Origin of the sequence: Streptomyces sp. NPDC020845 (genome assembly GCF_044334165.1) — a bacterium.
Classification (GTDB): domain Bacteria; phylum Actinomycetota; class Actinomycetes; order Streptomycetales; family Streptomycetaceae; genus Streptomyces.
On record NZ_JBIRSJ010000036.1, the window covers coordinates 21,596 to 45,719 of the forward strand.

19 protein-coding genes and 1 pseudogene are annotated in these 24,124 nt (G+C 69.1%); 11 read left to right on the forward strand and 9 right to left on the reverse strand.

Annotation, left to right across the window (positions count from 1 at the left end; genetic code table 11):
* Positions 1-63: 63 nt before the first annotated feature.
* From ACH4U7_RS51150 to ACH4U7_RS51170, 5 genes are all read left to right on the forward strand, one after another.
* Positions 64-942 carry a class I SAM-dependent methyltransferase gene (locus ACH4U7_RS51150; protein ID WP_398534617.1) on the forward strand — a complete coding sequence of 293 codons (879 nt, stop codon included), beginning with the start codon at positions 64-66 and terminating at the stop codon, positions 940-942.
* Positions 943-1,128: 186 nt separating this feature from the next.
* On the forward strand, positions 1,129-1,932 hold the full coding sequence (locus tag ACH4U7_RS51155) for a DUF1684 domain-containing protein (protein ID WP_398534618.1): 804 nt from the start codon (positions 1,129-1,131) through the stop codon (positions 1,930-1,932).
* A gap of 30 nt (positions 1,933-1,962) precedes the next feature.
* Entirely contained in the window at positions 1,963-2,337 is a 375-nt protein-coding gene (locus tag ACH4U7_RS51160) for a nuclear transport factor 2 family protein (RefSeq protein WP_398534619.1), read from the forward strand.
* Positions 2,338-2,523: 186 nt separating this feature from the next.
* Complete coding sequence (locus ACH4U7_RS51165; protein WP_398534639.1) at positions 2,524-2,814, forward strand: hypothetical protein; 291 nt, start codon at positions 2,524-2,526, stop codon at positions 2,812-2,814.
* Between the two features lie 354 nt (positions 2,815-3,168).
* Positions 3,169-3,501, forward strand: coding sequence for a hypothetical protein (locus ACH4U7_RS51170; protein ID WP_398534620.1), 333 nt, complete (start codon positions 3,169-3,171; stop codon positions 3,499-3,501).
* A gap of 43 nt (positions 3,502-3,544) precedes the next feature.
* Here ACH4U7_RS51170 and ACH4U7_RS51175 read toward each other — a convergent pair whose 3' ends face one another.
* From ACH4U7_RS51175 to ACH4U7_RS51205, 7 genes are all read right to left on the reverse strand, one after another.
* Positions 3,545-4,549, reverse strand: coding sequence for a LacI family DNA-binding transcriptional regulator (locus ACH4U7_RS51175; RefSeq protein ID WP_398534621.1), 1,005 nt, complete (start codon positions 4,547-4,549; stop codon positions 3,545-3,547).
* 99 nt (positions 4,550-4,648) lie between these two features.
* A complete protein-coding gene (locus tag ACH4U7_RS51180) occupies positions 4,649-7,087 on the reverse strand; it encodes an alpha-L-arabinofuranosidase C-terminal domain-containing protein (RefSeq protein WP_398534622.1) in 2,439 nt (812 codons plus the stop codon).
* Positions 7,088-7,131: 44 nt separating this feature from the next.
* On the reverse strand, positions 7,132-8,649 hold the full coding sequence (locus tag ACH4U7_RS51185) for an alpha-N-arabinofuranosidase (RefSeq protein ID WP_398534623.1): 1,518 nt from the start codon (positions 8,647-8,649) through the stop codon (positions 7,132-7,134).
* A 103-nt stretch (positions 8,650-8,752) separates the two neighbouring features.
* Positions 8,753-10,750 carry a TIM-barrel domain-containing protein gene (locus ACH4U7_RS51190; RefSeq protein ID WP_398534624.1) on the reverse strand — a complete coding sequence of 666 codons (1,998 nt, stop codon included), beginning with the start codon at positions 10,748-10,750 and terminating at the stop codon, positions 8,753-8,755.
* Between the two features lie 91 nt (positions 10,751-10,841).
* Positions 10,842-11,987 carry a galactonate dehydratase gene (gene dgoD, locus ACH4U7_RS51195; RefSeq protein ID WP_398534625.1) on the reverse strand — a complete coding sequence of 382 codons (1,146 nt, stop codon included), beginning with the start codon at positions 11,985-11,987 and terminating at the stop codon, positions 10,842-10,844.
* A gap of 107 nt (positions 11,988-12,094) precedes the next feature.
* On the reverse strand, positions 12,095-12,859 hold the full coding sequence (locus tag ACH4U7_RS51200) for an SDR family NAD(P)-dependent oxidoreductase (protein WP_398534626.1): 765 nt from the start codon (positions 12,857-12,859) through the stop codon (positions 12,095-12,097).
* Positions 12,856-13,908, reverse strand: coding sequence for a LacI family DNA-binding transcriptional regulator (locus ACH4U7_RS51205; protein ID WP_014173924.1), 1,053 nt, complete (start codon positions 13,906-13,908; stop codon positions 12,856-12,858). Before ACH4U7_RS51205 ends, ACH4U7_RS51200 begins: the two co-directional genes overlap by 4 nt.
* 373 nt (positions 13,909-14,281) lie before the next feature.
* Here ACH4U7_RS51205 and ACH4U7_RS51210 point away from each other — a divergent pair, with 373 nt between their 5' ends.
* The 6 genes from ACH4U7_RS51210 to ACH4U7_RS51235 are packed head-to-tail and all read left to right on the forward strand — an operon-like array spanning position 14,282 to position 20,249.
* Complete coding sequence (locus tag ACH4U7_RS51210; protein ID WP_398534627.1) at positions 14,282-15,628, forward strand: extracellular solute-binding protein; 1,347 nt, start codon at positions 14,282-14,284, stop codon at positions 15,626-15,628.
* The gene (locus tag ACH4U7_RS51215) at positions 15,625-16,671 is read left to right on the forward strand and encodes a carbohydrate ABC transporter permease (protein WP_398534628.1); all 1,047 of its coding nucleotides are present in this window, start codon (positions 15,625-15,627) and stop codon (positions 16,669-16,671) included. Before ACH4U7_RS51210 ends, ACH4U7_RS51215 begins: the two co-directional genes overlap by 4 nt.
* Positions 16,668-17,489, forward strand: a complete 822-nt coding sequence (locus ACH4U7_RS51220) for a carbohydrate ABC transporter permease (protein ID WP_014173921.1) — start codon at positions 16,668-16,670, stop codon at positions 17,487-17,489. The genes ACH4U7_RS51215 and ACH4U7_RS51220 overlap by 4 nt, the downstream gene beginning before the upstream one ends.
* Entirely contained in the window at positions 17,486-18,169 is a 684-nt protein-coding gene (locus ACH4U7_RS51225; RefSeq protein WP_398534629.1) for a bifunctional 4-hydroxy-2-oxoglutarate aldolase/2-dehydro-3-deoxy-phosphogluconate aldolase, read from the forward strand. Before ACH4U7_RS51220 ends, ACH4U7_RS51225 begins: the two co-directional genes overlap by 4 nt.
* Entirely contained in the window at positions 18,166-19,134 is a 969-nt protein-coding gene (locus ACH4U7_RS51230; protein WP_398534630.1) for a sugar kinase, read from the forward strand. The genes ACH4U7_RS51225 and ACH4U7_RS51230 overlap by 4 nt, the downstream gene beginning before the upstream one ends.
* 38 nt (positions 19,135-19,172) lie before the next feature.
* Positions 19,173-20,249 (forward strand): lactonase family protein, encoded by a 1,077-nt coding sequence (locus ACH4U7_RS51235; protein ID WP_398534631.1) that lies wholly within the window; start codon positions 19,173-19,175, stop codon positions 20,247-20,249.
* A 2,453-nt stretch (positions 20,250-22,702) separates the two neighbouring features.
* Here the strand turns inward: ACH4U7_RS51235 and ACH4U7_RS51240 are convergent.
* Both ACH4U7_RS51240 and ACH4U7_RS51245 read right to left on the reverse strand, forming a co-directional pair.
* The gene (locus tag ACH4U7_RS51240) at positions 22,703-23,575 is read right to left on the reverse strand and encodes a trypsin-like serine protease (RefSeq protein WP_398534632.1); all 873 of its coding nucleotides are present in this window, start codon (positions 23,573-23,575) and stop codon (positions 22,703-22,705) included.
* Between the two features lie 208 nt (positions 23,576-23,783).
* A pseudogene (locus ACH4U7_RS51245) lies at positions 23,784-24,029 on the reverse strand (hypothetical protein); the annotation flags it as partial.
* Positions 24,030-24,124 lie beyond the last annotated feature (95 nt).

The window sequence follows — 24,124 nt, forward strand, 5'->3', positions numbered from 1 at the left end:
CACCTCTTTGCGTAGTACGCAAGTGGTCGTGCGGTACACGCATGGGCTGCTTACGGTGGGGTCATGCCCCCAGCACACCAGCACACCCCCCACCACGGCAGCTCGCACGGCCACCACCAGGAGCACGGCGTCGGCGACAGCGGCCAAGCGGAGATCCTCGACCTGGACGCCGAGGTCCTCGCCGAGCACATCGCGTCCGTTACAGGCTGGCTGCCGCTGAAGTCCGAGCCGCGCCAGATCGTGGACCTGGGCTGCGGCACCGGCGCGGGTACGTTCGCGCTCCTCGAGCGTTTCCCCGAGGCGCACGTCACCGCGGTCGACGCGTCCGCCGGCCATCTGCAGCTCCTGCGCGAGAAGGCATGCGCCTGCGGCGTCTCGGACCGGGTGCGCACCGTGCAGGCCGACCTCGACACCAACCACTGGCCCGACTTCGGCACACCGGACCTGGTGTGGGCCTCGGCATCGATGCACCACATGGCCCACCCCGACCGCACCCTGCACAGCGTGCACGAACTCCTCGCGCCGGGCGGCCTGTTCGCCGTCGTCGAGCTGGACGGCTTCCCCCGCTTCCTGCCCGCCGACGCACCCGAGGACCGGCCCGGACTCGAAGACCGCGCCCATGCCGCCACAGACAGCTTCCACGCCGAGCACGTCCCCCACCGCGGCGCCGACTGGGGGCCGATGCTGAGTGCTGCCGGGTTCACCGTCGAAGACGAGCGCATCATCACCGTGAACATCGAAGGCAGCCGCAGCGAGGCCATCGGCCGCTACGCCTACGGCAGCCTGCAGCGCATCCGCGGCGTCGCCGCACCCGCACTCAGCCCCGAGGATCTCACCGCACTCGACGAACTCCTCGACACCGACAGCCCGAACAGCATCCTGCGCCGCGACGACCTCGCCGTCCGTACCGAGCGCACCGTCTGGGCCGCCCGCCGCACCTGACCCGGGCCGCCCGGATTGCCTGCCGGGCAGCACCAGCGCCCAATTAATTGCCTCATACGCAACCACTGCCGCGCACCGGCGTGCGCGTCGTTGGGCTGAGCAACCATGCCCGCGCACGCCTCGCGCAGCGCTACCGCCGCGACGCCACACGCCACGGCGCGGTGGAGAGGAAGGGGAAACACCTCCATGACTGCACCTCAGATCCCGGCCGACTACGACGCCTGGCGCCAGGGCCGGTGGGAGGAGATCGCCGGAGCGAACGGGAAGGGCACGGTCACCGCCAAGGCCAAGATCAGCGGCCACGACGCGCACACCCTGGACGGCCTGCCCGGCACATGGACCACCACCGAATCCGGCGCTCTGACCGTGACGGCCAAGGCCGAGGACGGCGTGCGCGTCAACGGCGAGGCGGTCGACGGCACCACCGAAGTGCCCTCGGGCGCCTCCCTGGACTTCCCCGGCGGCCTGAACGGGTTCGCCGGCGGCGCCGACGGTTTCTATGGCGTCATCGTCATGGATCAGGGCCGCGTGGAATGCTCCGGCCTCAGCGGCATCGACCGCTTCCCCTACGACCCCACATGGGTGTTCGAAGGCCACTACCGGGCCGCGCCGGAGGGACGCCGGATCGAGGTGGAACGGCTGACCGCCCCGCGCACCACCGAAGCGATCCTGGCCCCCGTCGACCTGGTCGTGACCGTCCACGGCACCGAATATGTCCTCGCCGTACTGGAGGAGTCGCCGGGGCAACGCCTGGTGATCTTCACCGACGAGACCAACGGCGACTCAACGCCGCAGATCGGCCGCTGGCTGGTGCTGCCGCTACTGGAGCCCGGCAGCACGGTGACGGTCGACTTCAACAAGGCCACGCTCTCGCACCACCACCTGAACACGGACGTGTTCGTCTGTCCGCTCTCACCGCCCGGCAACCACCTGCCGATGCGCATCGAGGTCGGCGAGCGCGCCCTCATTCATACCGCCACCGCCCGATAACTCGTAGCCCACACAAGGAAGAAGACCCTCATGAGCCAGGACCTGAAGGACAAGGCCGTCACCTATCTCCGCGCACTGGAGAACCGGGACTGGAAGGGCGCCCGCGCCCTGTGCGCCGAGACGACCACCGTCTGGCACAACGACGGCAAGGGCGAGCAGTCCATCGAGGAGAACATCGCGGGAATGGAGGGGCAGATCGAATCCATCGAGTCGATGCGCTACGACATCACCCGCCAGATGTCCCAGCCCGGCGAAGTTCTTCAGCAGCACGTGGTGCACGTCGCCACCACGAACGGGATGCGCGGCGAGGTCCACGCCGCCGTTTACTTCGGCTTCGACGACGCCGGACAGATCAAGCGCATCGAGGAGTACGCCAACTTCATCCCCGTCGGCCAGGACAGCTGACAGCCGTCGGCAGGGTGCCGCCGATTTGACATGTCGCTAGCCACCTAACTTTGTTAGGTGGCTAGCGACATTACACGTGATCAGCATGAATCGGCCGGACCATGGGCGAAGCGGTACTACCAGGCCAGCCAGGCAGTCCTGGAATCGGTTCTGCGGCCCCACGGTCTCGGCCCGACCCTGTGGTATGTGCTGTACCACCTGGCCCATGACGGCCCGAGCAAACAGCGCGATCTCGTACGGGTCCTGCGCGTGGAACCCGCAACGATGACCGGAGTCGTTGCCGCGCTGGTCCGCAAGGGCTCGTCGAGCAGATCCCCGACCCCGCCAAGGCCGAGACCAACTCGCGCCCAAGGACAACCCGAACGCCATCCCCCCGCCATCAGCCAGGATCAAACGCCGACAAGCCGTCGCCAGCCTCATCAACGAGTACCACCGAGCCAGCTGACCATAGGAAAAATCCCAGCTCACAACCGATGAAGTCTTTTTGAAGCGCTACGGGCAAACGCAGGGTTTCTGAACGGCACACGGTGACGGCCGCCCGCCCGGCCACCTACGTCTGTCCTCGCCGCAAACCCCGACGCCCGCTGGTCCGCCAAACGCGACACCTTCTGGAACGGCTACAAACTCCACATCAGCGAAACCTGCACCTCCGCCCCCGAGAAGGCACGCACACACCCGAACCTGATCACAAACATCGCCACCACCCACTCCACACTTCACGACAGCAAGGCTCTCGACGCCGTCCACCACGCGCTCCAGCAACGCGGCCTGCTCCCCGATGAGCACTATCCCGACTCCGGATACGCCACCGCCGAACTCATCCACGGCTCGGTGACAACCTACGGAATCGCACTGATCACACCGGTCCTGCTGGACACCTCCCGGCAAGCCAAAGCCCAAGCAGACTTCGCCGCCACCGACTTCACCATCGACTGGGAAGCCAAGAAGGCCACCTGCCCCGCCGGACATACCAGCGCCACCTGGAACCCCGTCGTGAGCGAAGGTATCCCCAAGACCGTGGTCACCTTCGCCGCCCTCGACCGCATCCCCTGCCCCTTCAAACCCCAGTGCACCACCGCGAAGAAGAACCGCCGCCAACGCTCCCTCCACCCCAGACAGACGACCGAGGCACTCCGGCACACCCGAACCCGGCACTCAACCTGATCCGCCTGAATGCCTGGTGGAGGCTGTCTGCCGAGCTGTACGGTCAGCCGCCTGTCGACTCCCGGACCACCACGGAGAAGCGGCTGACGAACTCCTGCCGATCCCCCCGGGGCTCGGCCCGGTCGATCCGTCCGGCCAGGAGTCCCACCGCCCGCTCGGCCATCGTGTCGTGATCGGGGTCGATGGTGGACAACGAGGGGACAAGGAACTCGCTCTCGTCGACGTTGTCGAAACCGATCACCTTGACCTGCTCCGGCACCCGGACACTGGCGTCGGCCAGGCCCCGCAGCACACCCATGGCCACGGTGTCCGTCACGCAGAACACGCCGTCGAAGTCGAGCCCGCTGTGCGCCATCTCCCGGGCGCGCCGAGCGCCCGCGTGCATGGTGAGCGTGTCCAGGCACTGCACCAGGTCGGGGTCCACGGACAGCCCGGCGCTCTCCAGGGCCAGCCGGTAGCCCGTATGGCGCAGGCTCGACACGTCGACCTCCTCCACCGCTCCGCACAGGATCGCGACGCGCCGGCACCCCCGTTCGATCAGATGGCGGGTGGCCGCCTGTGACGCGTCGATGTTGGGCATGGCGACATGGTCCACGGGGCCGCCGAAGATCCGCTCGCCCAGGATGACCACCGGGTAGTCCACCTTGAGCCACTCGGCGTCGGCCTGCCCCATGCCCACCGTGCTGAGGATGAGCCCGTCGTACAGCCGGTTGCGCGACATGGACAACGCTTCCAGTTCGTTCTCCCGCAGGGCGCCGGTCTGCTCGATGCTCACCCGGAGGCCGTGCCGCTCGGCCGCGGCGATGATGGCGGCGGCCAGCCGGCCGTAGTACGGGCTGTTCACCTCGGGGACGGCGAGGCCGATGGTTCCGGTGCGGCCCTTGCGCAGGTTTCGAGCGGCCACGTTGACGCGGTAGTCGAGCCGGGCCATCGCCTCAAGGACCTTCTCCCGGGTCGCCTTGCGCACGTTCGGGTGGTCGTTGATGACGTTGGAGACGGTCATCGCGGAGACCCCGGCGGCCTTTGCCACGTCCTGGATCGTCGCCACGTTCACCCCCGGTCTGCGGTTCCAGGCCCACTCGACACCATTACACCTCAGCCCGGCGGCCCCCGGTGTCGGGTTCGGGGATCGGGCGTGCTGATCGGGTCACAGCTGATCTCTTCCTGGTCGAGTGCGCAGCACGGTGAAGGAGTGGGGCGGTATGTCGCAGACCGGCCCGGTCATCCGGTCCTCGGCGGGGGTGGCCGGGGCGGGCTCGAACCGGCTGGTGGCATCCGGGGCGACGGCGAGGGTGGTCCGCGCGAAACCGGCGTCGGCGTCAGCGCCGGCCAGCCGGAAACGGACGGTGACGGGCTCGGGCGTGGCGTTGGCGACCTTGATGATCACATCACCGGCGGCGCTGTCGCGGACGGCCGATACGGCGAAGACCTCGGGGGTCGCCGGGGCGTCCTCGATGTCGTGGACGAGTTCGCCGTCGCGGTAGCAGCGGATGCGCCGGCCGTCCACCTCGACCCGCAGGTCGTACCAGCGGCCGGTCTCGACCGGGACGGCCACGGGGTCGTTGAGGTCGTGCAGCACGCCGTCGTCCACGCGCTGGAGGCGCGTCCAGCGGTTCTGCCAGCCGCCGACCGACCACTGGTACCAGTCGCCGGGCGAGGTCACGGCGAAGCCGATGACGAAGCCTTCGCCGCCGCCGTTCTTCCTGGCCCGCACCGAGAAGGCGTACGACGGGCCGTCCACCGCCTCCGCCAGCAGCAGTCTGGCGCCGCTGCCGGTCACCGTCTGCCGGATGCCGCCCGCGCCGTCCGGCTCCCAGGTGCCGGATTCGGTGTCCCAGCCCGCGAGATCCCGGGCCGGTGCGGGCTCGGCGCCCAGGGGGCCGATACGGGCGTCGGTGAACTCGGCGCGGGTGTCCGCGCTGGTCCCGATGTGGACACCGTGCCGGGCCGCGTCGGGGACGGGCGGCGCCTGGGGCGCTCCGGCGACGGTGACCGGCAGGGCGGTGTCCCCGGAGTTCGCCGAGTGCATCCGCTGGACGTGGTAGTTGAGGGTGGGCCAGACGTCGGTGTTGTCGAAGTAGATCAGGTCGGGCGCCCACTGGGTGTGGCCGCGTTTGGCGAGCAGCGGCGCGTAGGAGGCCAGCCGGACGACATCGCCGTTGCGCTCCATGGCGATCATGTAGGCCGCCTCCGCGACCGCGCTGCGGCCGTGGTTGCCCCAGCTCCCGTACTCACCGATGTACAGGTGCGGGCCTTGGCGGTCCATCGTGTCGAAGCGGCGGGTGTTCTCCAGGAACCAGCGCGGGGATTTGTAGGAGTGTTCGTCGACGACCGGGACACTCCGTTCGCGCGCGAACGCCCAGCCCTTCTCCCACTCGTCACCGCAGGGCGAAGGGCCCACGGTGCCGACGACCGTGATCTCGGGGTGGTGCTCGCTCAGGGCGTCGTGGATACGGGAGAAGCGGTCGCGGAAGGTATCGGTGATGGTGTCCTCGTTACCCACCCCCAGGTATTCGAGGCCGAACGGCTCGGGGTGCCCGGCGGCGGCGCGCAGGGCGCCCCATGGGGAGTCGGCGGGGCCGTTGGCCCACTCCACCAGGGCCAGTACCTCTTCGATATAGCCGGGCATCTCCTCCTCGGGAAGCCCGACCTGGCCGGTCACCCGCGTGTTCTGGCAACAGACCCCGGCCGACACGACGGGCAGCGGCTTGGCTCCGATGTCCTCGCAGAACTGGAAGTACTCGTAAGTGCCCAGGCCCATCGACTGGTGATAGCCCCATAGGTTGGACAGCTGCCGACGTCCCTGCACCGGTCCGATGGTGGCGGGCCAGCGATACATGTTGGCCAGTCCCAGCCCGTGCGCGACACAGCCACCGGGGAAACGCACGAACTTCGGCTTCAGGTCCGCGATTGCCTGCGCCAGGTCGGCGCGCAGCCCGCCGGGCCGACCGCGGAAGGTGGCCTGCGGAAAGAGCGAGACCAGGTCCAGATGGACGGTCCCGACCCCGGACGCCACCACGGCGAGCCTGGCGTCCTGGTCGGTCCCCTCACATGTGATCACCGCCGTGTGGCGCTGCCAGGCCCCGTGGAACGGGCCCAGCTCCGCCTGGCCGTGGACCCGGCTGCCGTCCCGGCTCTCGATCCGCGCCACCAGACGGTCCGCGGCCCCGTCCGCCAGGCGGGCGAAGAGGCTGACGTCATAGCGTTCGCCCGCCCGGACGGCGATGCCGTCGAAACCCTCGTTGCGCAGCCCCACACCGAGGCCCGCCGCACCGGCGGCGGTGGTGCGCAGCACCGCGTGGTGCGGGCTGGCCGTATGCAGTGGTGCGTCGGTGGACACCGTGACCGACCCGGTGGCGCCGTCCCGTTCCAGCAGTTCCCAGGCGGTCAGGGCGTGCCATTCGGGCCGGTCGGCGGGGCTGTAGGCGAAGGACCGGTTCTGCACCAGCTCGGCGTAGAGACCGCCGTCCGCCGCGTAGTTGATGTCCTCGAAGAACACTCCGAACAGATCGGGCGAGATGGCGGTGCCCGGTGCGTTCGTGTCCACCTCGACGACCGTCTCGGCGGGTCCGGTGGATTCAGTCATCGTCGTCTACTCCTTGGGCCCGGGAATGGGCGGTGGTGCGCCGGTCAGGCCAGGGGGGCCTGGACGGTGAGGAACGAGTGGGGCGGCAGCGTCAGGGTCAGGCCCCGGTCGGTGACCTTCAGGTCGTCGAAGGCGCGAGGGTGGACGGCCTCCGGTGCCTCCGGGGTGTTGTGGGCTTGGAGCCGGTTGGCGGTCAGGAGGCGGGCGGTCGGCTCGCCGACGGTGCCGCCGCGCAGGTCGAGTGTCACCTCGGCGGGCTCCTCGGCGTCCAGGTTGGACAGTGAGATGAGGACCGTGCCGTCCTTGACGCTGGCGGAGGCGGACAGGGTGTCCAGTTCGGTGTCTCCGACGCGGCGGCGGGCGTCGTTTGTGCGCAGGTGGACGGGGAGCGAGGTGGCGTCCTGGTGGCCCTTGTTCATCTCGAACACGTGGTAGGTCGGGGTCAGGACCAGCGCGTCGCCGTCGGTGAGCACCATCGCCTGGAGGACGTTGACGGTCTGGGCGATGTTGGCCATGGACAGGCGGGCTGCGTGCTTGTGGAAGATGTCGAAGTGGGTGCCGGCCACCAGTGCGTCACGCAGGGTGTTCTGCTGGTACAGGAAGCCGGGGTTGGTGCCCGGCTCGACGTCCCACCAGGTGCCCCACTCGTCCAGGACCAGGCCGACCGACCGGCCGGGGTCGTAGATGTCCATGACCGTGGAGTGGCCGGTGAGGATGCGGTCGATCTTCCGGGCGGAGAGCATCGTCCGGTAGTAGTCGTCCGCCTCGAAGACGGTGGCGCTGCCCTTCGCGTCCCAGGGGCCGGCCATCGTGTAGTAGTGGACGGAGATCCCCTGGAAGAAGTTGCGCGGGGTGGCCTCGCAGCCGAAGCAGCTGATCTGCTGCATCAGTGTCTCGGTCCACTTGTAGTCGTCCGCGTTCGCACCGGAGGCGATGCGGTAGAGCTTGTTGTCGCCGTGGTCCCGGCAGTACGTGGAGTACTGACGGGCCAGGTCGGCGAAGTACTCGGCGCGCATGTTGCCGCCGCAGCCCCAGGTCTCGTTGCCGATGCCCCAGAACTTCACCCGCCAGGGCTCATCGCGGCCGCCTGCCTTGCGCAGCCGCACCATGGGGCTGTCGCCGTCCCGGGTCAGATACTCCACCCACTCGCTCATCTCCTGGACGGTGCCGCTGCCCACGTTGCCGCTGATGTACGGCTCGGCGCCGAGCAGTTCGCACAGGGCCATGAACTCGTGCGTGCCGAAGTGGTTGTTCTCCTCCACGTTGCCCCAGTGCGTGTTCACCATCCTGGGACGCTGCTCCCTGGGGCCGATGCCGTCCTTCCAGTGGTACTCGTCGGCGAAACAGCCGCCGGGCCAGCGAAGATTGGGGATGTTCAGGGCCCGCAGCGCTTGCACGATGTCCAGGCGGATGCCGCCCTCGTTGGGTATCGGCGAGTCCTCCCCGACCCAGAAGCCGTCGTAGATGCAGCGGCCGAGGTGTTCGGCGAAGTGGCCGTAGATATGGCGGTTGATCTTCGGGCCCTCGATGTCGAGGTTGATGACCGCGGTGGCGTTCGGCACGGAGGTACTCCAGGATGAGTGTTTGTATCGATAAAAAACTTGCATCGCATGGCGAGGGTGTCAAGAAAGGTGAGCGGGCTGGCGGCGGGCTCGGGGTCCGCGGTCAGCGGTGCGCCGGTTCCGCCGGTGTGAAGAGCCCCAGCACATCGGCCCCCTGGGCGACGAATACGGGGATGCGCTCGATCGGGGCGTGGGCGGTGACGGTGGCGCCGCCGGCGTGTTCGCGGCCGGTCCAGGCGTCGGTCCAGGTCACGCCCTCGGGGAGGTGCACCTGCCGCTCGGACGCACCGGGGGTGGTGACAGGGGCGACGAGGATGTCGGGGCCGAACATGAACTGGTCGTCGACCGTCCAGGCGGCCTGGTCGTGCGGGAAGTCGACGAAGAGCGGCCGCATCGGTGGGGTGCCGTGTTCGGAGGCCGTGCGCATCTGCCCGTGGAGGTAGGGCCGCAGCCGCTCCCGCAGATGGAGATGGGCGCTGAGGATCTCGTAGGCCTCCTCGCCGTACGACCAGACCTCGTTGGGGCCGCCGGTCTGGGCGTGGCCCCATGGCATGCGTGGTTCGCGGTCGCCGTGCAGCCGGAAGAGCGGGCAGAAGGCGCCGTACTGGAACCAGCGGATCATCAGCTCCCGGTAGCCGGAGTCGTCCGGGTCCCCGCCCTGGAAGCCTCCGATGTCGGTGGTCCACCAGGGGATGCCCGAGACGGCGATGGACAGCCCGGCACGCACCTGCCGCCTCAGGGAGTCCCAGGTCGCGGGGATGTCGCCGGACCAGACGGCGGCCCCGTACTTCTGCGCGCCGGCCCAGGCGGACCGGGACAGCAGCACCGTGCCCGGCTGTCCGGCGGCGGCCATGCCCTCCGCGAACAGGCGTGCGTTGTCGCGGGGGAACACGTTCGTGGCCTGTGCGCCCGGACCGGCGTACAGCGTGAGGTTCGCCGGGTGGGCGGGGACGAGTTCGGGCTCGCAGGCGTCCAGCCAGAACACGCGGATGCCGAGGTCGAGGTAGTTGCGGCGGATCAGGTCCCATACGAAGGAGCGGGTGTCCGGGTTGGTCGGGTCGTAGACGGCGACGGGCATCTGTGTGGCCATGCCCTTGTCCTGGACGAGGTGGTGGAACTCGGCGCCCTGGTCGGAGCCGAGGAGCAGACCCCGGTCGCGGAAGGCGGCGTAGTTCTCCGAGAGCGGTGAGACGGTGGGCCAGACCGAGACCATCAGCTCCACGCCCAGGTCGGCCAGTTCGTCGACCATGGCCTTCGGGTCGGGCCACTCCGCCTCGTCGAAGCGGTAGTCGCCCATGGCCGACCAGTGGAAGTAGTCCGTGACGATCACGGACATCGGCAGGCCCCGGCGTCGGTGTTCGCGGGCGACGGCCAGGAGTTCGTCCTGGGTGCGGTAGCGCAGCTTGCACTGCCAGAAGCCACTGGCCCACTCGGGCAGTTCGGGGGCGTGGCCGGTGGCGTCGGCGTACCGGGCCAGGATCTCCTTCGGGGTGGGGGCGGCGGTGATCCAGTAGTCGATCTCGCGGGTCTGGTCGGCCGTCCAGCAGGTGCCGTTCTCGGCGAACTCCACGGAGCCCAGGGCGGGCACGTTCCACAGCAGGCCATAGCCACGGCTGGACAGCACGAACGGGATGCTGACCTCGCCGTTGCGTTGCACGAGGTCCAGGCGGAGGCCCTTGTGGTCGAGCCTGCCGTGGGCGTGCTGGCCGAGGCCGTACAGCCGCTCCCCGGGGTATGCGGCGAACCGCTGCTGGGCCTCGTACACGCCCGTGCGGTTGCCCTGCCAGCCGCGGGTCTGCTCGGCGAGCAGTTCCTCGCCCGTGCTGGTGCGGGTGAAGGTCAGCCGCACCTGGTCCCAGTGGTGGACGGCCGAGACGGTGAGTTCCCCGTGGACGAGGACACCGGAGGAGTCGCCGACGCTCACCGACACGGTGTCGTCGGCCGACGGCGGGCGCTCGTCCAGGGCCCCGATGCTCTCGGCGGGGATGCGGTACCGGGCGGCGCGCACCCGGGCGCTGTCGGCGCCCCATGGTTCGACCCGGAGGACTTCGTGCCCCTGCTGGATCTCGAGGGCGGCTTCAGCGATGCGGAAAACAGGCATGAGTTACTTCTCCAGCTCGTTCAGAGGACCGCGGGCGGGGGCGACAGCGATGGCCGGCCGCCGCCACCCCCTCCGTGGGTACCGTCGGCCGCTACCAGGCCGCCAGGGAGCCGTCGGCGTTGCGCCACACGGGGTTGCGCCAGCTGTGTCCGCGCTCGGCGGCGGCACGTACGGCGTCTTCGTCGATGGTGATACCGAGGCCGGGCCCGGTCAGCCGGGGGATGTAGCCGGCCTCGGGCGTGAAGGGCGAGGGGTCGAGGAGGTAGTTCAGCAGCCCGCTGCTGTCTCCGTATCCGATGCCGAGCGCCTGTTCCTGAATGAGGAAGTTGGGGACGGCGAGGTCGAGTTGCAGGCTCGCGGCCAGGGCGATCGGGCCGAGCGGGCAGTGCGGCGCGACCAGGACGTCATGGGCCTCCGCCATGGCCGCGATCCGCCGGGTCTCGGAGATGCCCCCGGCGTGGCTGATGTCGGGCTGGGCCACGGCGATGCCGTCGGACAGCACGGAGCGGAAGTCCCAGCGGGAGTAGAGCCGCTCGCCGGTGGCGATGGGGATCGAGGTGGAGCGCACCACGGCGCCGAGGTCCTGGGTGAACTCCGGCAGGACCGGTTCCTCCACGAACATCGGCAGCAGCGGCTCGAGAAGCGGCAGCACGCGGCGGGACATGGCCCCGCTGAAGCGGCCGTGGAAGTCCAGCGCCACATCGCACTCCGGCCCGACGGCCTCTCGTACCGCGGCCACCCGGGCCACCATGGCGTTGATGGTGGCCGGCGTGTCCAGCGGCTCCAGCTGACCGCAGGGGTTCATCTTGACCGCGGTCAGGCCCTTCGCGACCTGCTCGGCAGCCGACTCGGCCAACTCCTGCAAGGTCTCCCCGCCCACCCAGCCGTAGATGCGCACCCGGTCGCGCACATGGCCGCCGAGAAGCTGGTGGACCGGGACGCCGAGCGACTTGCCCGCGATGTCCCACAGCGCCTGGTCGATGCCCGCCAGGGCGCTGTTGAGGACGGCGCCACCGCGGTAGAAGCCGCCCTTGGCGAGGACCTGCCAGTGTTCCTCGATGCGGGTGGGATCCTGCCCGATGAGGTAGTCGAACATCTCCTCGACGCATTGGGCCACGGTGCGTGCCTTGCCTTCGACGATGGGCTCGCCCCAGCCGGCTATGCCCTCGTCGGTGTCGATGCGCAGGAAGAGCCAGCGCGGTTCGACGAGGAAGAGTTCGTATCCGGTGATCTTCACGTGCGGTCTCCAGGTGCTGGTGGCGCACGGCTCCAAGGCCGGCGGCTGCTGTGCGGGGAGGGGGCGGAAGAGGGGCTGGGCTTAGCAGGGCGCGGGGCGCGTGCGGGCTACTCCTGGGCGCTGATGCCGCGGCCGCCGTCCACGAGCAGGCTCTGGCCGGTGACGAAGGACGAGTCGTCGGAGGCGAAGTAGGCCACCGCCGCGGCGATGTCCTCCGGCATTCCGAGCCGTCCGACCGGCGCCCGCGCGCCCGCCTCGGCGAGTTGCTCGGGTGGCGTGTCCGCCCACAGGGCCGTGAACACGGAGCCGGGGAGGACGGCGTTGAACCTCACCTGTCCGCCGTATTCGACGGCCAGTTGACGCACCAGGCCACCGACGCCGGCCTTGGCCGCGGCGTACGCGGGGTAGCCCTTGAACCCCAGGGCCGCGTGGATGGACGAGGTGACCACCACCGCGCCACGGACCGCTTGGAGCTGTGGCACCGCGGCCCGCACGCCATAGAACACCGAATCCAAGCACAGCCGCAACTGGTGGTGCCAGGATTCGTCGTCCAACTCGTGTGCCGCCCCGAACAGGTTGCGGCCGGCGTTGAGATGGAGGACGTCGAGACGGCCGGTCCAGGACCGGGCGTGCTGGATGGCCTCGTCCCACTCGCCGGGCGAGGTGACATCGAGCCGGCGGTCCTGGGCCTGCCCTCCCTTGGCCCTGATTTCCTCGGCCACGCGGCGCGCGCCCTCGCCGTCGACATCGGTGACCAGGGCCAAGGCGCCTTCGGCGGCCAGGCGATGGGCGGTGGCCGCGCCGATTCCGGAGGCCGCCGCGGTGAGCAGCGCCGTACGGCCGGTGAAGCGGGACAGTCCGGCGGAGGTCATGGTGTTGCTCCTGGTGCTGTCGTGGAACCGCGCGATACCAGACGCGGCTCGGTGGGTACGACGATGTCTCCCATCGGTGTCCCCCGGATGGCGGCGACCAGGGCGTCCACTGCCGTGGTCCCCAGGTCGTACAGGGGCATCGCCACGGTGGTCAGCGGTGGGCAGAGGTGGCCGGCGACGGGGAGGTCGTCGTTGCCGACCACGGACACGTCCTCGGGGATGCGCAGCCCCAGGGACCGGATCGCCCCCATGGCGCCGATGGCCTGGGCGAGCGAGCTGGTGTAGAGGGCCGTGACGGGCGGAGGGCCGCCCCCTTTGGCGGCGCCGAGCAGTTGCAGGGTGGCGGACACGCCGCCGTCTTCGGTGAAGTCACCGGAGGCGACGAGTGCGGCATGCAGCCCCAGTTGTCCGGCGTGGCGCAAGAACGCCTCTTTACGGGCGTCGCTCGGGGTGATCCCGGGCGGGCCGGCGATGTGGCCGATCGCCCGGTGGCCGAGGCTGTGGAGGTGGTCGAGGGCGGTGACACTGGAGCGCGCCACATCCATGGTGACATTGCGACCGGACCCTTCCACCGACCGGTTGAGGAACACATGGGGGATGGAGCTGCGGCTCACGGTGTCCACCAGGGAATGGCCGGGGCGCGCCGAGGCGATGAGCAGTCCGTCCACCCGGCCCTCCTGCACCAGTTCGCTGAAGGACTCGTCCGCCTCCTGCCCGTCGAAGTCCTCGGCGAGCAGGGAGAGATAGCCCAGTTCACGGGCCCTTTGGTAGGCGCCGCGCGCGATGGTGACGTAGGTGGGGTTGGCCAGGGCGGGCACCAGCAGGGCGAGGGCGTGGGTGCTGGCGCCGGCCAGCGCCCGGGCCCCGGAGTGGGGACGGTAGCCGAGTGTCCGGGCGGCCTCGTGGACGCGCTGCCGGGTTTCCTCCCGAACGGACAGGTCGCGGCCGTTGAGCACCTTGGACACGGTGGCTTTGGAGACCCCGGCCGCCTGGGCGACGTCCACGAGTTTCGCCCGGACCGGCTGCACGGGGACGGATGGGTCCGGCATTTCCAGTTCTCCTTCTCAATGGCCCAACACCCCTAGATGTTCGACCAGTCGAACGATGTTCAACCCCTTGACACCTTATGACGCCGGAACCTAACGTTCGCCGCACCTCCAGTCAACCGGTTTCCTTGGGCGAAGTACCTGAATCTCAGCAGACGCCCAAAGGTCGAAAGTTTCAGCCCATAACCGACACGCCGACGCCACTTCACCCCGCGGGCGGAGCTGTGTCGAACCCACCACGCCCGGTGGCATCTCGAGGCGGCACCACGCGCCGCGCGCCCCCTCCTCTGCCCTGGCCGGAACGGTTTCCTCCTCGGCCACTGCGGCCTGCCCTCCTCCCCCTGCCCGGACACCCGCACACGAAAGGCTGACAAAGATGTCCCTTCCTGACACGGCTCCCCTCGGACGGCGTCGCTTCCTCACCGTCTCGGCCGGTGCCGCGCTGGCCGCCACCGCGCTGCCCGGCTGCGCCGCTTCCGTCGACGACAGCGGCTCCGGCGGCGGTAGCGAGACGCTCACGATCATGTCCGTCGAAAGCGAGATGGACAAAAAGACGATCAAGGCCGCGGAAGCGGCACTGGGCTGCAAGGTCAAGTTCGTTCTCTACGACACCACCAAGCTCAACGCCATGCTGGCCAGCAAGACCCCGCCGGACGTGGTGCGCGGTCTCGGCGCGACGGACACGCCGTACTTCGCCGCGCGGGGGGTGATGACCGACCTCGACCAGTACTTCGCCAAGAGCAAGGCGCTCAAGGCCTCCGACCTGGACCCGGTCAACGACGTGTGGCGTTTCGACGGAAAGAAGCAGGGCGCCGGCCCCCGCTACGGCATGGCCAAGGACTACTCGCAGGACTCGATGTTCTGGTACCGCACCGACCTGCTCGAGGAGGCCAAGCTGGACCTGCCCAGCGAGACCGAGCCGCTCTCCCAGGACGAGTGGCTGGACATGGGCAAGCGCCTGGTCAAGCGCCGGCTCGGCAAGGTCAAGGTGTACGGGATGAACGCCTCGGGGCTCAGCACCTTCTGTACGATCATGGGGATGACGGCCTCGGCCGGGGGCAGCCTGTTCTCCCAGGACCTGACCTCGGTGGACTTCTCCTCGCCTGAGGCGCTCAAGGCGCTGAACTGGTATCTGGAGTACGCCCGGGCCGACATCGGCCCGAGCGTGTCCAACCCCAACCCGGACGGCTGGGACTGGCCCACGTACCAGGCCGGGCGCATGGCGATGGCCGGCGACGGTTACTGGTTCGGCGGCTCGATCGGCGGTGACGCCAAGCTGGCCAAGGTGTCCCGGTTCGCGCCCGCCCCCCAGCTCGGCAGCCACCGCATCAGCCCCTGCTTCGGCGCCACCGGCTACTGGATTCCCAAAGAAGCCAAGAAGAAGGACCTGGCCTGGAAGTTCTTCGAGTGGTACTTCGGCGGCAAGCCGGCCCAGGACCGGGCGGCCAGCGGCTGGGGCATCCCCACCCTGAAGTCGCTGCACTCGCAGATGCCCCAGAGCCAGCCGTTCCAGAAGCAGGCGTACAAAGTGCAGCAGCAGGAGCTGAAGCACTTCTCCATCCTGACCTTCTCCCCGTACGCCCAGCTCACCGCCCTGGACGCGTCCATCAACAAGATCCTGCCGGGCGCGGTCAAGTCCAAGTCCGCCGCCGGCAAGGTGGCCGACCAGCTCAACGCGGACATGAACAAGCAACTCGCCAACGGAAAGAAGGTCCTGGGGTGAGCGTCGAGGTCGCCAGGGCCGCCGAGTCCCTCGCGCCGTCCCCGGACAGGCGGGCGGCGGGGCGGGCCCGCCACTCCCGCCCGGCACGGGCGAGCGTTCTCCGCTCGGTGCGAGGGCGCCGGGCCCGTGCCTTCTACCTCTTCGCCGGCCCGTGGCTGGTGGGCTTTCTGGCGCTGACGGTCTACCCGCTGGGGTACGCGCTGTGGCTCAGCTTCACCGACTCCGACGGGCTCTCCCCCCGCACCCACTTCGTGGGCCTGGCCAACTACAAAGAGGCCCTCACCGATCCGGACACGCTGCACTCCCTGGCCCGCACCGGAGTGTTCACCGCGATCACCGTGCCGCTGACCATCGTGGCGGGGCTCCTGCTGGCCGTACTGATCAACCAGCCGATCCGGGCCCGCGGTCTGTTCCGCACCCTGCTGTATCTGCCGGCGGTGGTACCGCCGGTCGGCGCCGCGCTCACCTTCAAGCTCATCTTCGACCGCGACTCCGGAGCCGCCAACGGCGTGCTGGACGCCCTGAACATGAACGGTGTCGCCTGGCTGATGGACCCCTACGCCCGCTGGGTGCTGATCATGCTGACGTTGTGGGGAGTCGGCAATGTCATGATCATTTCGCTGGCGGGGCTTCAGGACATCCCCAAGGAGCTGCACGAGGCGGCCCGGATGGACGGGGCCAGCGCCTGGCAGTCCTTCACCCGCATCACGCTGCCGCTGCTCTCCCCCGTGCTCTTCTTCCAAGTCGTCACCGGCATCATCGCCGCCCTACAGAGCTTCATGCCGCTGCTGATCGCGCTCGACCCGACCCCGCACGGCGTCACCGCCGTGCCCGAGAGCAACTACTTCTACATGATCAACGTCTTCGCCCAGTACTTCGCCAACGGCCGGTACGGGTACGCCTCGGCCCTGCTGTGGATCCTGTTCGCCTGCATTCTGGTCATCACCTTCCTCGTCTTCAGGCTCAGCAAGGGCATGGTCTTCTACAACACAGCCCCGGAAACGGCCACGACCAAGCCGCGCACGCTCGGAGGCAAGCGATGACCCTGGCCAAGCGCAGCGCCGTCTACATGGTTCTGGTGGCGCTCCTCGTCCTCTTCCTCAGCCCGTTCGGCTGGCTGGCCATCACCGCACTGAAAGACGTCGGCGAACTGCGGGCCCTGCCCATCCACTGGTGGCCCCACCACCCGTCTCTCGGCAACTTCCAAGAGGCCCTGACCCGCATCCCCTACCTCGCCTACGCCCGCAACTCCCTGACGATAGCCACCATCTACTCGGTGCTGGTGACGCTGGCCTCGGCCTGGGCCGGCTACGGCTTCGCCCGCCTCGACGCACCGGGCAAGCGCGTCATCTTCGGCCTGCTGATGTCGACGATGATGCTGCCGGCCGTCATCACCCTCATCCCCACCTATCTGGTGTTCGCCAAGTTCAATCTGCTGAACACCTATATGCCGTGGGTCCTGTGGGGCCTGTGCGGCGCCCCGTACCTGATCTTCCTGTTCCGCCAGTTCTTCTCCAACATGCCGAAGGAGTTGGAGGAGGCGGCGATCGTCGACGGCTGCGGACATATCCGTATCTTCTGGCGCATCTTCCTGCCGCAGTCGTGGCCGGTCATCGCCACCAGCCTGATCCTGTCCTTCTCCTGGACCTGGGGCGACTACATCGCCCCCGCCCTGCTGCTGGACAGCGACCGCACCACCCTGGCGGTGAAGCTCGCCACCGGCTACGTGAACGAACACGGCGCCCAGCTCAGCAACCTCGTCGCCGCGGGCGCCGTGATGTACGTCGTGCCCGTGCTCGTCCTCTTCCTGATCATGCAGCGCGGCTTTGTCTCCGGCATCAGCACCTCGGGCCTCAAGTGACCAGCCGTCCGGACATCACACCGCAGCTGCTGCGCACCCGGGTCATGGCGATCCTCCGGTCGGACGACGGCTCCGGGCTGCCCGCGGTGGCCCGGGCCCTGACGGCAGGCGGCATCACCTGCCTGGAGGTCACCCTCACCACGCCCGGCGCGCTCGACGTCCTGGCCCGTATCCGCGATGAGTTGGGATCCGGCGTCGCGGTCGGCGCCGGTACGGTCCTCACCACCGGCCAGGCCCGGGACGCGCTGTCCGCCGGAGCCCAGTTCCTGGTGGCGCCCAACGTGGACACCGCCGTCATCGGCGACGCGGCCCGCGGCGGCACTCCGTTCTATCCGGGCGCCTGGACGCCGACCGAGGTGGCCACCGCCTGGGAGGCGGGCGCGGCGGCCGTCAAGCTCTTCCCGGCCTCCACCGGTGGCCCCGCCCATCTGCGACAGCTGCGGGCGCCCCTGCCGCATGTCCCGATCATCGCCGTCGGCGGTGTCGGGGTCACCCAGGCCCGGTTCTTCCTGGACGCGGGCGCCCACGCCGTGGGCATCGGCTCCCCGCTGCTGCGCGGAGCGGATCGCGACCCGCCCCCCGAAGCCCTGGACCGCCTCACCGACAGAGCGGCAACGCTGCTGGAAGCGGTCAATGCCACCGCACCGGAAGCCGCACTGAAAAAGGAGGCCGACTCGTGAAAGGTCCGGGCGAGGAGCCGTACCTCGTGACGGTCGGCGAAGCACTGGCGGTCCTGTCCTCACCGGAACCCGGGCCGCTCGCCCTGGGGACGACGATGCGCCTGGGGGTGGCCGGAGCGGAGTCGAACGTCGCCATCGGGGTCAGCCGTCTCGGCGGGTCCGCGACCTGGATCGGCCGCGTCAGCGACGACGGGCTAGGCGAGCTGATCCTGCGCGAACTGCGCGCGGAAGGGGTCACCACCGTCGCCACCCGGGACACTGCCCCCACCTCGCTCCTTCTGAAGGAACAACGCACCACCACCCACGGCCGCACCCGCTACTACCGCACCCACACCGCCGGATCCCGGCTCTGCCCACAGGACATCCCCGAGCACATCGTGGCGGGCGCGGCGATCCTGCACATCACCGGGATCACACCGGCCCTGGGCGCCGCCCCCGCCCTGGCCGTCCGCAGAGCGGTCGACATCGCCTCCGCCGCCGGAGTGCCGATCTCGCTGGACATCAACTTCCGCTCCCTGCTGTGGGACGAGACCAGGGCCGGGGACGCCCTGCGGCCCCTGCTGCGCAGGGCCGACCTGGTCTTCGCGGGATCGTACGAAGCCCGGCTGATGGTTCCCGGCACGCCCGACAGTGGCGAGCCCGAGCAGCTCGCCAAGAGCATCTGTGCCCTCGGGCCCGCCGGCGCCGTGATCAAGCTAGGAGACGCGGGAGCCTTCGCCCTCCTGGACGGCAAGGCGTACCGGCAGCCCGCCGTGCCCATCCGCGTCCACGACACGGTGGGCGCGGGAGACGCCTTCGCCGCCGGATATCTGGCCGAACTGCTCGCGGGTGAGCCGCCGGAGCGCCGGCTGAGGACGGCGGCGCTCCTCGGCGCCTTCGCGGTCAGCTCGACCGGCGATTGGGAGGGCCTGCCCCGCCGCGCCGAGCTGGCCCTGCTCGACCATCACGACGACATCCTCCGCTGACTCCGCTGAACACGCCTCCGGCCCCTCAAGGACTCCGCATGCCGACACCGACCCCCTCCCCCGACGAGCTCCTCGTCCTCACGGGCTCCTACACACCGGACACCGGCGGCAGCGGTGCCGGGCTCGCCGCCGTACGGTTCGCCCCGGGAACCGGCTCGCTGACGGACGAGCCCCGGGTGTCCCCGGTGCCCGTCAGCGGTGCCTCGTTCCTCGCGGCGCATCCGTCCCTGGACGTCGTCTACAGCACGAACGAGGCCGACACCGGCGCCGTCAGCGCCGTCGCGCGGGGGACCGACGATGCGCTGTCCCCCCTCGGAGCCCCGGTCGGCTGCGGTGGCGCCAACCCGTGCCACCTCACCGTCCACCCCGACGGGCACTGGCTGCTGACGGCCAACTACGGCAGCGACACCATGCCGGGCAGCGTGGCGGTGCACCGGCTCGACGCGGACGGGCGCATAGGCGAACTGACCGACGTCGCCGTCCACGAAGGGGCGGGCCCGGTCCGCGGACGGCAGGAAGGCAGCCACGCCCATCAGGTGGTGGTCGCCCCGGACGGCCGTTTCGTCCTGGCCACCGATCTGGGGGCGGACGCCGTCTTCACCTACCGTCTCGACACCCGGACGGGATACCTGCGGCAGACCGCGGTGAACCGGGCACGCCCCGGATCCGGACCGCGCCACCTGGCTTTCGCGCCCGACGGCACCTGTGCCTGGAGCGCGGACGAACTGTCCTCGACCCTCACCTGCCACCGCTACGACCCCGAGGCCGGCACCCTGACCGCGGTCTCCCGCGTGCCCGCCACCACGGTCCGGGACGTCTCCAACCAGCCCGGTGGAATTGTCGCCTCGCCGTGCGGGCGTTTCGTCTGGGTGACCAACCGCGGCGCCGACACGGTGGCCGCCTTCCGGGTGTCCGGCACCGGCCTCCAGCCGATCGGCGAGGTGCCCAGCGGCGGGATCTGGCCCCGCGGCCTTGCCCTGGTCGCCGGCCATCTGCTCGTGGCCAACCAGCACAGCGGCACACTCGCCGCGCTCCGCGTCCTGCCCACCGGAGCCCTCAGCCGGCCCGCCCCGGCCGCGCGCGTCCCCTCGGTCGTCTGCACCCTCGCCCTCTGAGGGCGTCCTCCACCCTCGGCCATTCAATGCTCTGGGCAACGCCGCCTGGTTGGAAACAGCACAACCACCCGCCTGCTGACGGTGGCCATGACGCCCCGATCCGTGCCTACTCGCTTCCCCTTCGGCGACAGGCTTCAGCGGAACGATTGGAGCCGCTTGCGCTCGGCTACTGGGTTGCCTTCTGCTGTTGGCCGTTGGTCTGCCGCGAGCAGCGCTGAGATCCTCGTGCTTCGCCATGAGGTCACTGTGGGTCGCCGACAGAGCGGCCGCGACTTCGTGGGCCGATCGTGCACCGCACGCAGACAAGGCCGCCATACTGCACGTCGCCCAGGCCGCGGTCCTGGCCGCGGCTAGTCGTCCTGACAACGGCACCGTCCTTGTGTCTGCGGCGGCCGCAGCGGCAGCACTCGGCCACGTACCAGCGTTCGTACTGCTCGTCGACCGCTGACCGACACGGAGATATCCATGCGTCCCCGTGTCGTGGGAGTCATCGTGCTCCTTCACGCGCAGCCCGTGAGCCGCATCGTCCGGCTCAACGTGGACGACGTGTCCTCAACGGCGACTTCGTACTGCTACGACTCGGTGAGCCCGCCTCGCCCGTTCCCGCACCTGTCGCCTCACTGCTGCTGGAGTACATCAACAACCGCGACAACATGAACACGGTCACAAACCCGGCGAGCCGCTGGCTGTTCCCTTGCCGCCGGGCGGGCCGGCCGGCCCGTCCCGACCACCCGTCCGCGCTCCTCCACGAGACCGGGGTCCCGGCTGCCGCCGCCCACGGCGCCGCCATCCGCCAGCAGCTCCTTGAACTGCCGGCCCCCATTGTTGCGGACGCTCTCGGCTACCACGACAAAACCACCAGCCGCCTCCTCAGAGAGACCGGTGGGACATGGAGCGAATACGCCGCTGGTGATCATGGCCGGTCACCAGCGGGCTGGGTTCCTCGGGGAACCGGCGACAGTTGAATACGAGAGCCGACCAGTAATCCAAGGCCGAGGATGCCTCGATATGGAAGCGATAGCCGGGCCGGCGGCGTACCCATTTGCCGCCCGGCAAGCCGAAACGGTCCGCCAGAACAAGTGCGGACCGTCACGAAGGGTACAGCCTTGCGCCTGTTGGGCTTCAGCAAGTGGCGGGAGGGGTATCAAAGGTGCCCTGTCCGTCGACTTGCATCAATCCCTTCCAATCGAAGTTGCAATTGTAGTTGACCGGGAAGGTACGAGACAGGGTTTGTCCGGCTTTCACCCTGTACCAGGTTGGATCCCAGGTAGTGGCGCTCCCAACTGCTCGGACCCCCAACCTGGCGATGATGTCGTCACCGTAATTCTTGTCATACCACACCTGGATGCGTTTGGGGTCTTGGTGAAGCTTGACGCAGAGCTTTCCATTGCTTGTGTTGGAGCATTCGGTACTTGCCAGGAGGCGCGGGGATTCGGCGTTTGCGGCGCCAGCTGACAGGCAGGTAGCGGCAACGACAGCGGCGGTCAGGGCCGACACCTTCGTTGACATTCTCTTCATTTCTGCCTCCGAATTCTTCTACCTCTTACGAAGAGGCCGTCGTTGACGGAAGGGCGTTCGGTGATTGGCCGTGAGGCATTTCTGAGAGGAGCGCCGTTTCCGTCGGCGTGATCCCCGATTCGAAGTTATCCGTGACGGGCCCGCATGTCTTTGACCCTCAGTCCACAGTGACTTGACTATGCGTGCACGGCTGTCGCACCCCGCCGCCGGCCACCACATCACCCTCAGTGGCGGTGCCTCCGGGGCCCAAGAGCCCGTGGCTGGAGGCCGGTCCTCACCGGCTGACGATCGTGCGGCACTGTCGTCCTGGAGATACCGCCCATGACAGGGCGCTGTAGACCGGCTGCTGTTGCTTGTGCTCTGATCGCTGGGTTTCGCGCCGCAACGTCCGCAAGAATGCTGGCTTCGCAGCACGACATCCTCGGTGGGAACGGCGCCAACGGCATATCTGACATCAAGGTCGCCGAGCCCCGGGTTGTCATGTTCGCGGGGTGGTAGGCGACTTGACGGGCGCATCACTTCCCAGGCCTGTGCGACTCTGTCGCCCGATTCTCGAGAATCGGGCGACAGAGTCGCACAGGGGAATGCTGTTGCTTCGTCGTAACGGATGTCGTGCGTCAGGCAGCGGTGGAGGCAGCCGAGCAGGCGGTTGAAGAGCTTCAGGCACCACCCCACCCGTCATCGCCACGCTCCGAGTCTCCGTCTCCACCCGACGACCCATCAGCCGCTCGGGGCCCGGCCCAGAGCCGTTGGAGCCGACCGCAACATGCAACTGCCCGCACTGCCAGTCGTGGCCTCGTGGGCCCCTTTGGGCACCGGATGGTGCGCGAAGGGGCCTGCGGTATCGACTGGTGCGACGGCGCGAACAGGACCTGAAAATGCTGCCTGTGATTCCGCCCTCGTGACGGCCTCGTCCGTGAAAGGGCCGGCCGGACCTACGGTAGTTTCACGAACGGCGACAGGAAGGTCCGTGCGCCCGGGGTGTCCAGCCGGTACGTCACGTTCGTGGCGTAGCACGGGGTGTCGCCGGTTATGGTCGTGGCCGCCAGGACGTTCTTGCCGCCCAGGATCGCGAAGTTGGGGCCGCCGGAATCGCCGTAGCACGCACCGCCGTTGCCTTGTGGCGCGGTCATGGCCAGACGCGCCCAGGCGTGGTTGAGGGCGTCGAAGGTCACAGGTGCCTTCATGCGGACGCCGCCGCCCGGATGGGTCTGGCCGCCTGGACCGTTGGCCGCTTCCTGAGTGCCGTATCCGGCGACGAACCAGTCGGTGGTGTTCAGTCCCTGCGGGCCGAGTGCGCCCAGTTGGTTGGCGGTCGGCAGGGTGGCCGGGGTGAAGGACCACCGCGACGTGACTTTCGCGACGGGCAGCTCGATCACCGAGATGTCGTGCGGGTCCGAGGCGGGGCCCGGGTAGTCGGGGTGGCTGTGGGCCGTGCCCTGGACGGCGACGGCGTTCGCCTGGGCGGCCGGATCGGCCGGGTACTTCTCCGCGGCGGCGTCCAGTCCGGCTTGCACGTCCTGGTCGAGCGAGACGTAGAACCTCACGTTGTCCGGCCAGTCCGTGGTGCAGTGCGCCGCGGTCAGAAACGTGTCCGCGTCGATCATCGTGCCGGAGCAGACCCAGTCGACTCGGTCCGGGGTCGCCGAGTCATTGTCGTTGTCCCAGGTGGCCACGAGTGCGCCGACCTCGGTGCGTTCGGGGGCGGGTGTCGCGTTGTAGGAGTTGATCGCGGAGGAGGGCATCGCGGTGGCGAGCACGGTGGCGCAGGCCACTGCGGTGACGGCGGTGTAGCGGACGGTGGTCAAAGAAGAACCCCTTCGATGGGCGTGAGATGGGTGTTCTCCTGCGGGAGGTGAAGGCATTGAAGCGCCTGGGGCGGCCCACGGCAAGAGCGGTCGCCCCAGGCAGGCGTGCACGCGCCGCCGTAGGAAGGGGGCGCATGGCTGACGACGGCCCCTTGAGGCATTGGCTTCTGGCATATCGATGCCCTTGCCGAAAATGTCATCCGTGCACTCACGCTGCACGTCGGTACTCGTGGAGGATGCCGCGGATGCGATCGCGTCTTCGTATGTCGAGGCGGGCTCACGTTTCTGGATCGTCGATCGGCGGAGGTAATGGGTGCAGCGGTCTGGCGTTCGCGATGCCCTGGTGTGGTCGGTATGCGTTGTAGAACTGCTGGAAATCGCGCAGGGCGTGGAGGAGGCGCCGCTGATCACGGATCAAGGTCGGGTCCAGGAGTTCGCGGCGACAGAGTCGGACGCCGCCACGCCTCACGCCTCCAGGTTGCCCCCGGGAGGCCGCGCTACCGGTCCTCGCAACCGGCACCGCGATACTTTTCCACGGTGGCAGCGGCA

Coding starts and splice junctions, on each gene's coding strand:
- ACH4U7_RS51190 (WP_398534624.1), bottom strand. CDS start 10,750: ATGCCTGTTTTCCGCATCGCTGAAGCCGCCCTCGAGATCCAGCAGGGG.
- ACH4U7_RS51160 (WP_398534619.1), top strand. CDS start 1,963: ATGAGCCAGGACCTGAAGGACAAGGCCGTCACCTATCTCCGCGCACTG.
- ACH4U7_RS51180 (WP_398534622.1), bottom strand. CDS start 7,087: ATGACTGAATCCACCGGACCCGCCGAGACGGTCGTCGAGGTGGACACG.
- ACH4U7_RS51155 (WP_398534618.1), top strand. CDS start 1,129: ATGACTGCACCTCAGATCCCGGCCGACTACGACGCCTGGCGCCAGGGC.
- ACH4U7_RS51150 (WP_398534617.1), top strand. CDS start 64: ATGCCCCCAGCACACCAGCACACCCCCCACCACGGCAGCTCGCACGGC.
- ACH4U7_RS51205 (WP_014173924.1), bottom strand. CDS start 13,908: ATGCCGGACCCATCCGTCCCCGTGCAGCCGGTCCGGGCGAAACTCGTG.
- ACH4U7_RS51210 (WP_398534627.1), top strand. CDS start 14,282: ATGTCCCTTCCTGACACGGCTCCCCTCGGACGGCGTCGCTTCCTCACC.
- ACH4U7_RS51220 (WP_014173921.1), top strand. CDS start 16,668: ATGACCCTGGCCAAGCGCAGCGCCGTCTACATGGTTCTGGTGGCGCTC.
- ACH4U7_RS51200 (WP_398534626.1), bottom strand. CDS start 12,859: ATGACCTCCGCCGGACTGTCCCGCTTCACCGGCCGTACGGCGCTGCTC.
- ACH4U7_RS51235 (WP_398534631.1), top strand. CDS start 19,173: ATGCCGACACCGACCCCCTCCCCCGACGAGCTCCTCGTCCTCACGGGC.